The sequence below is a fragment of the Pseudoduganella sp. GCM10020061 genome (assembly GCF_042683405.1).
Lineage (GTDB): Bacteria > Pseudomonadota > Gammaproteobacteria > Burkholderiales > Burkholderiaceae_D > Telluria.
This window is the reverse complement of the sequence record NZ_JBHUJS010000002.1, coordinates 1-13,049: the sequence shown is the minus strand read 5'-3', so window position 1 is coordinate 13,049 and position 13,049 is coordinate 1. Positions and strand designations below refer to the sequence as shown.

7 protein-coding genes and 2 tRNA genes are annotated in these 13,049 nt (G+C 67.3%); 4 read left to right on the top strand and 5 right to left on the bottom strand.

Annotated elements, in window-relative coordinates; all coding sequences use genetic code 11:
- Positions 1-101: 101 nt before the first annotated feature.
- The 3 genes from ACFSQR_RS03880 to ACFSQR_RS03870 form a co-directional block, all read right to left on the bottom strand.
- A complete protein-coding gene (locus ACFSQR_RS03880) occupies positions 102-3,083 on the bottom strand; it encodes a PAS domain S-box protein (RefSeq protein WP_377728310.1) in 2,982 nt (993 codons plus the stop codon).
- 210 nt (positions 3,084-3,293) lie between these two features.
- Positions 3,294-4,112 (bottom strand): response regulator, encoded by an 819-nt coding sequence (locus ACFSQR_RS03875; protein WP_377728309.1) that lies wholly within the window; start codon positions 4,110-4,112, stop codon positions 3,294-3,296.
- 83 nt (positions 4,113-4,195) lie between these two features.
- The gene (locus ACFSQR_RS03870) at positions 4,196-5,206 is read right to left on the bottom strand and encodes an alpha/beta hydrolase (protein ID WP_377728308.1); all 1,011 of its coding nucleotides are present in this window, start codon (positions 5,204-5,206) and stop codon (positions 4,196-4,198) included.
- Between the two features lie 338 nt (positions 5,207-5,544).
- On the opposite strand from ACFSQR_RS03870, the gene ACFSQR_RS03865 reads away from it, so the two are divergent.
- The 4 genes from ACFSQR_RS03865 to ACFSQR_RS03850 all read left to right on the top strand — a co-directional run bounded on the left by ACFSQR_RS03865 (position 5,545) and on the right by ACFSQR_RS03850 (position 12,429).
- Positions 5,545-7,452, top strand: a complete 1,908-nt coding sequence (locus ACFSQR_RS03865) for a TonB-dependent receptor plug domain-containing protein (protein WP_377728307.1) — start codon at positions 5,545-5,547, stop codon at positions 7,450-7,452.
- An 8-nt stretch (positions 7,453-7,460) separates the two neighbouring features.
- Positions 7,461-8,066: a YfiR family protein gene (locus ACFSQR_RS03860; protein WP_377728306.1), complete on the top strand. Its 606-nt coding sequence runs from the start codon at positions 7,461-7,463 to the stop codon at positions 8,064-8,066.
- On the top strand, positions 8,066-9,961 hold the full coding sequence (locus ACFSQR_RS03855; protein WP_377728305.1) for an ATP-binding protein: 1,896 nt from the start codon (positions 8,066-8,068) through the stop codon (positions 9,959-9,961). Before ACFSQR_RS03860 ends, ACFSQR_RS03855 begins: the two co-directional genes overlap by 1 nt.
- A 209-nt stretch (positions 9,962-10,170) precedes the next feature.
- The gene (locus ACFSQR_RS03850; RefSeq protein WP_377728304.1) at positions 10,171-12,429 is read left to right on the top strand and encodes a diguanylate cyclase domain-containing protein; all 2,259 of its coding nucleotides are present in this window, start codon (positions 10,171-10,173) and stop codon (positions 12,427-12,429) included.
- 111 nt (positions 12,430-12,540) lie between these two features.
- Here the strand turns inward: ACFSQR_RS03850 and ACFSQR_RS03845 are convergent.
- Positions 12,541-12,617 (bottom strand) — tRNA-Arg (locus tag ACFSQR_RS03845).
- A 104-nt stretch (positions 12,618-12,721) separates the two neighbouring features.
- Positions 12,722-12,798 (bottom strand) — tRNA-Arg (locus ACFSQR_RS03840).
- Positions 12,799-13,049: the final 251 nt, after the last annotated feature.

Below are 13,049 nucleotides of genomic sequence, written 5' to 3'. Positions count from 1 at the left end.
CGCCGTTCAGGCCACGTCTAATGAGAAATAGTGTACCGAATGCCCAAGCGAATTCTTGTAGGACAGCGCCGCGTGTTACGGTAGGAACTGCATGGCGATAGTTAGCCGCCGCGCCCCTGCACCAGCGCTTCAACCGCGGCAATCAGTTCGGTCGGCTCGACCGGCTTGGAAATGTGCGCCAAGAAGCCCGCGTCGAGCGCACGGACCCGGTCTTCCGAGCGGGCAAACGCGGTGAGCGCCAGTGCCGGTACGTCGCCGCCGCGCGCCGGCCCCAGGGCGCGCACGCGGGCCAGCAATTCGAAGCCGTCCACCCCGGGCATGCCCAGGTCGGAGATCAGCAGGTCGGGACGGCGCTGCTCGATGCAGGCCAGCGCCTCGTGCGCATCGGCAGCCATTGTCACTTCGGCATGGCATTCCGACAGGATGCGTTTGATCAGTTCGCGCGCGTCCTGTTCGTCGTCCACCACCAGCACATGCACGCCGGACAGGTCGCGCAGCGTCATCTCGGGCACGCGGGCAGGGCGGGCAAAGGCCGGCGCGCGGTCGGGCCGCGCCGCCATCGCGTGCGGCTTGGCCAGCGGCAGCGAGATCGTGAAGGCCGCGCCCTGGCCTTCGCCGGCGCTCTCGGCGCGCACGGTGCCGCCGTGCTGCTCGATCAGGTGCTTGACGATCGACAGGCCGAGCCCGAGCCCGCCGTGGCGGCGCGTGGTGGAGGCGTCGCCCTGGCGGAAGCGCTCGAACACGTGCGGCAGGAATTCCGGCCCGATGCCGGCTCCCGTATCGCGCACCTCGATCTCCACGTGGCCCCCCACCTGGCGGATGGTCAGGATGACCCGGCCTTCGCTCGGCGTGAACTTGATCGCGTTCGACAGCAGGTTCCAGATCACCTGCTGCAGCCGCGCAGGGTCGCCCGCGATCGGGCCGGCGTCAGGCTGGTAGCGTTTTTCGAGGTGGATGTTCTTGGCGTCCAGCGCCGGGCGCACGGTCTCTACCGCCGCGTCGACGAACTGCGGCGCCGCCACGGTCTGCATGTCCAGCAGGACCTTGCCGGAGGTGATGCGGCTCATGTCCAGCAGGTCCTCGATCAGCTGGGCCTGGGCGCGCGCGTTGCGCTCGATGGTCTGCAAGCCCTTGGCCAGGTCCTCAGGGCCGCGGCTGCCGCGCCGCAGCACCTGCGCCCAGCCGAGGATGGACGACAGCGGCGTGCGCAGCTCGTGCGAGAGCGTGGCGAGGAACTCGTCCTTCATCTGGCTCGCGCGTTCGGCCTCGGCGCGCAGCAGGCGCTCGTTCTCGAGCATGATGTTGCGCTCCTCGGCGGCCTGCTGGGCCGCTTCGTACAGGCGCGTGTTGTCGATCGCGACCGCCGCCTGCGCCGCGATGCCCAACAAGATCCGTTCGGAGCGGTCGGTGAAGATGTTCGGTTCGGGATGGCCGAAGAACATGCTGCCCAGGACTTCGCCGGAGCGCGACTTGACCGGCACCGCCAGGTAGCTGCGCACGGGCGGATGCAGGGTCGGCAGGCCGTTGAACGGCGGGTTCTGGCCGTAGCGCGGATCCTGCAGCACGTCGTCCACGCGCACGGTGGCTTCCCCGCGCAGGCTGGGGCCGAACAGGGCAGTGGCGCGCGGGTGGCCGAACTGGTCGAACTCGGCCGGGTCCACGCCGGACACCACGAACATGTTGAGCGTATCGGCGCCGTGGTAGAAGAAGGCGCCCATGCGCGCACCGCTGATGTCGGTGGCGGCATCGGTCACGGTCTGCAGCAGCGAGCGCAGGTCGCGGTGCGAGGCCAGCGCCGCGCCGGTCGTGTTGAGCAGCTCGAGCACGTTGGACTCGTCGCGCAGCGCCTGTTGCACGCGCTTGACCTGGTCCACGTCGGTGTTGGTGCCGAACCAGTGCACGACATGGCCGTGGCGGTCGCGCACCGGGTTGACCCGGCTCAGGAACCAGCGGAACTGGCCGTCCGCGCCGCGCAGGGGAAACTCCATTTCGAAAGGCTCGCCGGTGCGCAGCGATTCGCGCCAGCGCTGCATCATCTGCGGCAGCACGGCCGGGTCGTGCACCTTCTGCCATCCCCAGCCCAGCATCTCGTCCGGCGTGGTCCCGGTATATTCGTACCAGCGCTCGTTGTACCAGACGACGTAGCCGTCAGCGTTGGCCATCCAGGCCAGTTGCGGAATCGAATTGGCCAGGGCGCGCAGCACTTCCTCGCTCTGGCGCAGCGAATCCTCGGCGTTCTTGCGGGTGCTGATGTCCTGGGCGACACCGCTCATGGTGCGGGTGTCGCCGTCTTCCGGACTGGCGACGCGGCCCACCACGGAGATCCACAGCGGCGCGCCGTGTGAGCGCTCGAGCCGGCACTCGATATCGAGGTCGGTGCGGTCGCGGAAGGCGCTCAGGAATTCCGCGCGCACCATGTCGCGGTCTTCGTCGAAGATGCAGCGGCGCACCTGCTCCCAGGCCAGCGGCTCGTCGGCCGGCAAGCCGAAGATCTCCGCGGCGCGCGCGCCCAGCGTCAGGCGGTCGGTGGCGCCGTTCCAGCTCCAGTCGCCCAGGCGGCCGGCCGCCAGCGCCAGCTGCAGGCGGTTGGCGCTGTCGATCAGCGCGCGCTCGTCCTGCTTGCGCTGGGTAATGTCGCGCACGAACATGGTCAGGCCCTCGGCGGACGGATAACCGCGCACCTCGAGCCAGCGCCGCACCGCGTCGTAGAAGAACTCGAAGCTGACGGTCTCGCCGGTGATTGCCGCGTGTTCGAGGCGGGACTGGGCGACCGTGTTCTTCAGGCCGCCCAGTTCGTCCCAGATGTAGCGCCCGATCAGCGATTCGCGCGTCCGCCCGGGCGGCTCGGCCAGCTCGAGCGCGCGCTGGTTGAGGTAGGTGATGCGCCAGGCCGGATCGAGCATGTACACGCCATCGGTAAGCGCTTCGAGCATGCGTTCGGTGCGTTCATGGCTCTGGCGCAGGGCGGTCTGGGCCGCTTGCAGGCTGCGTTCGGTGCGCTCGCGTGCGGTGGCGGCATTGCCCGCAGTGCGGTGCGCCAGCGGGCGCAGCATGTCATGGCTCTTGCCTGGCAGGCGCGCCACGGCTCAGCTCCCGCGCCCGTGGCGGGCCGGGACCGGGCCCTGCGGGCATGGGCGAGCGCAACGATCCCGCAGCGCGTGGCGCGCTCGGGAAGGCGGGATGTTGCGGATCGGCTCGGTCTTGGTCTGGCGCATCAGGGCAAAGGAGGTGGCATCGTTCCCTGATTCTACTCCGCAGCAGCGGGCCGCTCCCGCACGGTATGCCCTCGGGGCTTAGCGGCGCGCGCCCAGGCGGTGCTCGACCTGGAGCAAAACGTCTTGCAGCTGCTCAAGATCGTAGGGCTTCTGCAGCGAAATGTAGGGGAACTCGACATGGCGCAGCAGCGCGTCGCCATAGCCGGAAGCAAAGATGACTTGCAGGCGCGCATCGTGCGCCAGGGCGCGCCGCGCCAGGTCCACGCCGGACATGCCGGGCAGGCTGACGTCGGTAAACAACAGGTCGTGGCTGCCGGCGGTGAGCAGGGGCAGGGCGTCCTCGCCATGGCTGACTCCTTCCACCTCGTGGCCCAAGGCGCGCAGCATCTCGCACACGAGGTATTGGGAATCGAGGTTGTCCTCCACCACCACGATGCGCAGGCAGCCGGACTGCGCTTCCTGCGCCGGGGTCGCGGGCGTCATGGCGCAGACGGCGCCGGCGACGGCGCCAGTCTCGTCCGTCACCGGTGTCAGGTAGAGGTCCAGGTCCACCATCACCACGCCGGTCTCGCGCACGAAAGGCACCGACAGCGAACGCTGCACGGATGCGTGGCCGGCCAGCGCCTGCTCCAGTGCATCGCGGGCGCTCGACAGGGGCGCGGGCCACAGCGCGGGCATGTTGCCGCCAGGCGCGCGCACCGAGCGGGAAGCCGCCAGTGCGGCGTAGGCGTCGTTATAGACCACGATGCGTTGCTTGCCCCATACCAGGATGGAGGCCGCGGGTGAACCCAGCACGAGGTCGACCGCGAGGCGCAGCGTATGCGGCCAGCGGTCGCGGCTGCCTAGATCGGTGGCGTTCCAGTCGAAGGGATGGAGAGGGAGGCCGGCGTCGGACATACGGAAAAGGATAGCCTGAAAGTAAGGTCAGGCGGCAATCCTACACCATGCTTCCGCTTGCGAGCGCTACGATTGACCGGCTCTCAGGCGCCAGTGGCCAGGGGTACGACCGCAACGGCGGCCGCCGGCGCCGGCACGGGGATCGGGCCGGAGGCTGGCGCAGGGATCGGGGCGCAGACCGGGGCGGGGATCGGGGCGGCCGCGCCGGCGGCGCTGTCGGCCGGCACCACGATCGGGCCGGAGGGCGCCGGGGCCTGCTCGCACTGCGGGAAGAAGCGGCGGCACAGGAAATCCGCAATGCGCGACTGGGCGGCTTCGAGGTAGGGGATGTTCATGTGGTCCGAATCCGGTACGGTCTCGTCGCCTTCGAGCCGAGCTAGCTGCGCGACCAGCATGTCCGTATGCGAGTGGGGCACCACGTCATCGTTGGCCGCGCGCAGCACGAAGGTCGGGGCGGTGAGCTGCGGCGCGTACTTGACCGACTCGAAGCGGTGGCGCAGCACGTATTCGACCGGCACCGCGCGGAAGCGGCGCTTGGCTATCGCCAGGATCGAGTCGTAGGGGGTGACCAGGACCACCGAATGCACCGGCCGGTCGCGCGCCACCTGTACGGCCACGCCCGAGCCCAGGCTGCGCCCGACCACGGCAATCCGGTTCGGATCCACGTGGCCGTGCGAGGCGAGCCAGTCGTACAGGGTGCGGCCGTCTTCGACCATGTGCTGTTCTGCGGGGTCGCCCTGCGATTCGCCGTAGCCGCGGTAGTTCACGGCCAGGACGGTCATGCCGGGGAACAGGCGGCCGGCGTCGCGCGCCACCCACGACACTTCCTCGGAGCGGCCGCCGAAATACAGCACGGCCGGATGCGGGCCGACCGCCTGCGGCGTCATCAGCCAGCCGGACAGGCGGGTGCCATCGCGGGCGCGCAGCACCACCGCGCGGGTTCGGTGGCCGTTGCTGCGCGGGCGGTCGACCTCGCGCTTGAGGCATGGGTTGAACAGCAGCTTGCGCTGGCTGACGGCGACGGCGGCTGTCAGGCCCAGCCAAAGAAGGCTGGCGAACCCGGCGACGCTTGCGACTTTTCGTGAATGGTCCATGGGGCCATGATGGCCCGGTGCAGCACAACCGTATGTGCGCGGGCGCACAAGCCGTGCAAGGCTGCGGCATCTGCGCAACACGTTCGGCCGCAAACAGGTGCGCCGTCCGCCTGCGGGATGGCCAGGCGAAAAAAAGGCCCGCGCAGAGGCGGGCCTGAATCTATCTCGCGGGGAGAATAGAGGAGACGGGAAGAATGATGCTGCATTGCAAAAAAATGTGCAAATTGATTTTCATAATGACTGTCATAGTTGCCATCAATAAACTATTGCTGCCGGCCGCGCACGATTCATTACCAGTCATTTTGTTAAGTTTGGTAAATGTTCTACGATAGCAACTTATGCCATCTTATTTCTCCGCGCGCCGACTCCTGCTGGCCATCCCGCTGGGCGCCCTGTGCGCCACTGCGGCGGCTCGCCAACCGGCCGGACCGCTGGCCGACTACTCGCTGGAACAGCTGTCTCAGATTATCGTGACCTCGGTGGGCCGCCAGGAAGCCAGCCTGGCCAGCGTTCCCGTCTCGATCACGCGCGTCACGCGCCAGCAGATCCGCCGCAGCGGCGCCACCACGCTGCCCGAAGCGCTGCGCCTGGCCTCGAACCTGCTGGTCGTGCGCACCAGCGCGTCGGACTACGCGATCACCGCGCGCGGCTTCGCGTCCACGGTCGAGAACAAGATGCTGGTCATGATCGACGGCCGCGTGGTCTATTCGCCGCTGTTCTCGGGCGTGTTCTGGGACGTGCAGGACGTGCTGCTGGAAGATGTGGAGCGCATCGAAGTGATCAGCGGCCCGGGTTCCACCATCTGGGGCGCCAACGCGGTCAACGGCGTCATCAACGTCATCACCCGCAGCGCGGCGGAGTCGCAGGGCGTGTTCGTGGCGGCCGGCGCCGGCAATACCGAACGCCGCGGGGCGGCACGCTTGGGTGCGGCGCTGCCCGGCGGCGGGCATTACCGCATCTACGCCAAGCACGGCAAGCATGACGACCTGGTCAACGAAGCGGGGCAGCCTGTCCCCGGGCGATGGCGCCGCACGCAGGCGGGCTTCCGCACCGATTTTTCCGCCGGCAACTATGCGGTCACCCTCTCCGGTGACACCTATGCCGGCCGCAACGCTGAAGTTAACGCCGGCGACACCGAGCTGACCGGCTCCAACCTCAACGCCAGCGCCAGCCGCACGCTGGACGACGGCTCCAGACTGCGCCTGCAAGCCTGGCTGGACTACGCGAGCCGCGCCCAGCAAGGCGCCTCCACCCAGCGGATGCACACGGCCGACCTGGAGGCCCAGCACGACGTCAGCATCGGCCGCCACCACGTGGCCTGGGGCGGCGGCTACCGCCAGGCGCGCGACCGGGTCCGCAATGGCGGCCCTTTGCACTTCCTGCCGGCCGCTGCCACGCTGCGCTGGGCGAATGTATTCGTCCAGGACCGCATCCTGCTGTCGCCCGACCTGCAGCTCACGCTCGGCACCCGTTTCGAAAAGAGCAGTTATTCGCGCGTCGAATGGCTGCCGACTGCGCGCCTGGCCTACCACACCGGCCCGAGCGACCTGCTGTGGGTGGGCGCGACGCGCACCGTGCGCGCGCCATCGCGCGCCGACCGCGACCTCTACGTGGTGAGCGCGCGCCCCACGCCGGGCGCGCCGTACGCGGTCGAGGGCAACGACACCTTCCGCTCGGAAATCGCCCGCGTCATGGAGCTGGGATACCGGGCCCAGGCGGGCGGGCTGGCGTATTCCATCGTGGCCTACCGCACCCGCTACGACGACCTGCGCGCGCTGGAGCCGCGGCCCGGGCTTCCGGCGGTCTTCGCCAACAGCGGACTGGGCAAAACGCGCGGCCTCGAGTTCCTGATGCGCTGGCGCGTCACGCCGCGCTGGCAACTGAGCGGCGGCGGGGTCGTGCAGCGCGTCGCCACCTGGATCAAACCCGGCAGCCTGGCCAGTCCGCGCCTGACCGGCGTTACCGGAAACGACCCGGACCACTACTGGCGCTTGCACTCGGCGCACGAACTCGGCAGGGGGATCGAGCTCGATCTGGAGCTGCGCGGCATCGCGCGATTGCCTGAACCGCATGTGCCGTCGTATCATGAGCTCGACGTGCGACTCGCGTGGAATGCCGCTCCCGGATTGGAGGCATCTGTCACTGGGCGCAACCTGCTGCACAGCGAGCACCCGGAGTTCGGGCCGGCCGCGACTCGGCAGCTGGTAGGCCGTTCGGTCTTGTTCAACCTGTCGTGGCGTTACTGAACGGGCTTATGCGCACTGACCGCCTCGCCATGCCGTACCTGCCCGCGCGCCGCTGCCTCAGCGCCGCGCTGATGGTGCTTGCCTGCGTCATCGCAATGCTCTCGATCCCGCCCGTGTCGGCTCAAGGCGGCAGCGCCAGCGCACGCACGCTGGAGCGCAGCGTCAAGGCCGCCTTCCTGTACAAATTCCTTGGCTACACCGAATTCCCGGCCGCCGCGTTCAGCGATCCGGCCGCGCCGGTCGTGATCGGCGTGGTCGACGCGGACGACATGGCTGCCGAACTGACCCGTATCGTGGCCGGGCGCACGGTGGGCACCCGCCCGATCGCAGTACGCTCCATGAAGGAGGGCGACCCCACGACCGGCGTCCACCTGCTGTTCCTGTCGTCGTCGGCGACCGCCATCGCGGCGCGCATCAGCCGAGGCCCCCAGCAGCCGATGCTGCTGGTGACCGAGTCCGAGAGCGGCCTGGCGCACGGCAGCGTCATTAATTTCAGGATTATCGACCAGCGCGTCCGGTTCGATGTCTCGCTCGATGCAGCTGACAAGTACAACGTCAAGCTCAGCTCGCGCCTGCTCACCGTCGCGCACCAGGTCCACAAGGGAGTCAACTGATGTTCTGGCGCGAACCTGGCACCGTCCGCTCCAAGCTGATCGTCATGGCGATCGCTACCACCTTCTTCACCCTGCTTGCGGCGTTTGCAGCGATGATCGCCTACGACCTGCGCTCGTTCCGCGACTACCTGGTCTCGGACGTGATCACCCAGGCCGACGTGGTCGCCAGCGTGACCGCACCGGCGCTGACCTTCAACGACGCCACCACCGCCCAGCAAAGCCTGGCCGTGCTGCGCGTGCGCCCGCAGATCCTGGCCGGCGCCATCTACACCGCCAGCGGCGAGCGCTTTGCCACCTACACGCACCGGCCGGAATTGGCCGAGCCATTCCCGGCGCGGCCCGGCCAGATCGGCTACCGCATCTCCGGCAACGAGCTGGAAGTCTTCCATAACGTGATCGACCATGGCGAAAGGGTCGGCACCGTCTACCTGCGCGCGCGCTACGGCCTGGGCGAACGCTTTGCCAACTACGCCAAGATCCTCGGAGTGGTGCTGCTGGGCGCCCTGGTCGTCGCAGCACTGGTCGCGCGCAAGCTGCAAAGCGGGATCACGCGGCCGCTGGAGGCGGTGACCAACGTCGCGCGCCAGGTGATGCAGCGGCGCGACTTCACGCTGCGGGTGCCGGGCAATAACACCGGCGAGATCGGCGTGCTGGTGGCGGCCTTCAACGACATGCTGGCCGAGATCGGGCGGCGCTCGCATGCGTTGCAGGAAGCGAACCTCACGCTGGAACACGAAATGCAGGTGCGCCAGCGCGCCGAGGACGCGCTGCTGCTGGCCGACCGGCGCAAGGACGAATTCCTCGCCACGCTCGCGCACGAGCTGCGCAACCCGCTGGCTCCGATCCGCACCGGCCTGGACATCCTGCGCATCCGCAGCGGCGACGCCGAAGCGACGCGGCGCGCCACCGACATCATGGAGCGCCAGCTGCGCCAGATGGTGCGCCTGGTCGACGACCTGCTGGACGTCTCGCGCATCAACACCGGCAAGTTCGCCATCAAGACCGGGCGCGTCGAACTGAAGGCGGTGGTCAACGACGCGCTGGAAGTGGTGCGCCCCTACATCGAACTGCACGGGCACGAGCTGGAAATCGACCTGCCGGACCGTCCGGTCTTCCTGAACGGCGACGCGACGCGGCTGGCGCAGATCCTGTCCAACCTCCTGAACAACGCGGCCAAGTACACCAACCGCGGCGGGCGCGTGCGCCTGTCCGGCAAGGTCGAGGACAAGGTCCTGACGCTGCGCGTGATCGACAACGGCATCGGCATCGAACCGCACATGCTGTCCCAGGTGTTCGAAATGTTCGTGCAGGTCGACTCCACGCTGGAGCGTACCAACGCCGGCCTGGGCGTCGGCCTGTCGCTGGCGCGGCGCCTGGTCGAACTGCACGGCGGTACCATCGAAGCGCACAGCGCGGGCGCCGGCAAGGGCAGCGAGTTCATCGTCAAGCTGCCGATCGTGGTCGATCCGGAACCGCCGGCCAAGCCGACGCCGGCCGCCTTCATCAGCGCCGAGACCTACCGCATCCTGCTGGCCGACGACAACGTTGACTTTGTCAACAGTATCGGCGCGTTGCTGTCGGCCATGGGGCATAGCGTCGTCATCACGCACAACGGACCGGACGCCTTGACCGCGGCGGCGCGCTTCTGTCCGGATTACGCTTTCCTCGACATCGGCCTGCCGGGCATGTCCGGCTACGACCTGGCGCGCGGCATCCGGCGCCTGTCGTGCGGCGCGACCACGCTGCTGATCGCCGTGACGGGCTGGGGACAGGAGAAGGACCGCCAGCTGGCATTCGAGGCGGGTTTCGACCACCACATGGTCAAGCCGGTGCGCTTCGAGCAGATCGAAGAAATCCTCAGCAACCGCGCCCTGATCAAAAAAGTCCGCACCTGAGCTGCCGCTGCGGGGACGCCCCGGCGTTGCGGGGCGGCCAAGCGGAGCGGACCCGGCAGGGCAAGACTGCTATATTTCGCACAGCGGCGCGACTGGCGCCCCGGAGCCGGACGGGAAAATCCATCCGGACCAACGCGAGAGGGTGAATGGCGAAACAGCGGTTGTCTTTCGTTTTCCGGGACAGCATCCCGGTACTCGCAGTTTTCCTGTTGGTTTGCCTGCTGACTGGCGTCGTGTATTCGCTGCACGTAGGAGGCCAGCGCAACCTGGTAGCCGACCATGCGGGTGCCGATGCCACGCAGTTCCAGTGGGGACTTCAGAATGGCATCAATGCCAACCTGCAACGTAGCAGGGAACTGGGTGGCTTCGTGGTCGCTTCCCAGGCGCTGACGATGGCCGGTTTCCGCACGTATGCGGAAAGGATGCGCATCCTTGAAGGCGGAACCGGCATGAGCTACGTGGGCTTCGTCCCGCGCGTGGCGCGTCCCGCAGGCGCACCCGTATCCCTGCCCGGGGCGGGCAGTTCCGGCGTGGACCGCCGGGGCGGCGACCCCGATCATACCTATCCGTACTTGTACGTGTTTCCCGATGATGAGCGCAGTGCCGCGGCCCGGGGGCTGGACTTCGCCTCGGTACCCGAGCGCTGGGAAGCGATGCAGGCGGCCCGCGATACCGGGCAGTCGGTGGCAACGCGCAAGCACTCCTACCAGACCGGGGAGCCCACCACCCCAATCATCGTCCTGTTCACACCCGTGTACGACCTGTCCCGCGCGACCGCGACGGTCGAGCAACGGCGCGCGGCATTGCGCGGCTTCGTGTTTTCGATGCACCAGATCGACATCATGGTGGAGAAGGTCATGGGACGGGAGTTCCGCACCTATTTTGACCTTGAGATCTTCGATGGCCCTGTCAGCCGGGAGCACCTGGTCTACGATGGCGACCAGCGCGCGCACGTCCTGTTCAAAGATCGGGACTTTCCTGTGGTCCATCGTGAACTGCTCGATGTCGGCGGCCGCCAGTGGCAGCTGTTCTTCTTCCCGAAGAAGCCCTATTTCGAGCGCTACGAAAGCCTGGAACCGGTGGCCATCCTGGTCGCCGGCCTGTTGCTGTCGGTCGCACTTGCCGCGCTCACGGCAGCATGGTTGCACAACCATCGCGCACGCGTGCTGGCGCAGGGGCAGGCGCTGCGCTTCGACGCCGTATTCCAGGACCATCCTTCGGCGGTGTACCTGCTGGACCGGCAGCGCCGTTTCGTCAACGCCAACGCGCAGGCGTCGCGCGAGCTGAAGGTCGCGAAAGAGGGACTGATCGGCCAGTCGATTGCGGCTTTCATCGCACCGGACAAGCAGGAACTGGCCGCCGAATGTTTCGAGGAGGCGCTGCAGGGCGTGCCGGTTTCGTACGATTCGGCCATCCTGGACAAAGAGGGCGAGCGCAGTGAACTGAGCGTCATCATGATGCCGATCCGGGCGGTCGACCAGGTCAGCACCGTGCTGGTGTTCGCGCAAAACACCACCGCGCAGAAGCGGCGCGAGTGGGAGCTGGCGGAGTCGCGGCGCATGCTGCAGCGGGTGGTCAACCACATCCCCCAGCGCGTGTTCTGGAAGGACCTGTCCCTGCGCTACCTCGGCTGCAACAACGCATTCGCCCAGGATGCGGGCCTGGACGCGCCCGAACAGATCGTCGGCAAGACCGACTTCGACCTCGCATGGCGCGCCAATGCCGAGGCCTACCGCGCCGACGACAGGGCGGTCCTGCAAACGGGCGACGCCAGGATCAACTACGAGGAGCGCCAGGACCGCGCGGACGGCACCGTCAGCTGGCTGCGGACCAGCAAGATCCCGCTGGCGGGCATGGACGGCAGGGTGGTCGCGCTGCTCGGATTGTACGAGGACATCACTCCGCGCAAGGAGATGGAAGCCCAGCTGCGGGAAATGGCGCACTACGACGGACTGACCCGGCTGTCGAACCGGTCATTCTTCTACCACCAGCTGGAGCAGGGCATCCAGAAGGCGCGGCGCCATGGCCGCCTGCTGGCGCTGATGTACTTCGATGTCGACCATTTCAAGCAGGTCAATGATGCAAATGGTCACGATGTTGGCGACGCGCTGCTCACCGAGTTTGCCGCCCGCATCCGCGCCAGCGTGCGCGAGACCGATGCCGCGGCGCGCCTCGGCGGCGACGAGTTTGCCGTGCTGCTCGACGATGTGCCTGACCGCCAGGTGGCGCAAAACGTCGCAGAAAAACTGGTGGCGGCCATGCAGGTGCCGTTCCGCGTGGGCGGGCGCGAACTGGCGGTCAGCACCAGCATCGGCGTAGCCTTCTTCCAGGATGGCATGGCATCCGACGACCTGGTCCAGCGCGCCGACCAGGCCATGTACCGGGCCAAGCGAGCGGGACGCAACCGCTACGAAATCGACGTCGCGCCGCTGGAGGCCGCGGGTCCGCAGCCGCGAGCGCCGCGCTGACGCGCCACTTTCCGCGACCGCGACGCGCTTGGACTTCCACGCAAGTTCGGCGGGGGCGCAATAAAGAAAAATGCCCCGGTGATTTCTCACCGGGGCATTTCTCTTTGATACTGGTGCGGCTGGCAGGAATCGAACCCACGACCCCTTGGTTCGTAGCCAAGTACTCTATCCAGCTGAGCTACAGCCGCGAAGACAACTCATTGTAGCATCGTTGCCGATGTTACCGAAGCACCCGGGCGACCCCGGGACTCCATCGGAACGGCCCGCAAGCGGATCATTCCGTCGAAAAAACTGGTGCGGCTGGCAGGAATCGAACCCACGACCCCTTGGTTCGTAGCCAAGTACTCTATCCAGCTGAGCTACAGCCGCAAAGACAAGCATTATAGCATCGTCGATCTGTTTCCGGAAGAGCAAAACTGTCTCGACTGATCTCCGGGCCCGTAGGGCTTGTCCCCGAAGAAGCAGCATTGTAGGGGCGCCAAGCCCTTTTGTCCAGTGTCAAATCCGGGGTCAGATACCGTCTTGAATTACAAGCCGTCGATTTAAGAAATGTGGATCAAAGGGCTTGCCTGACTTGATCACACCGTAAATGAGGTGGACAAGCTTCCTCATTACAGCGC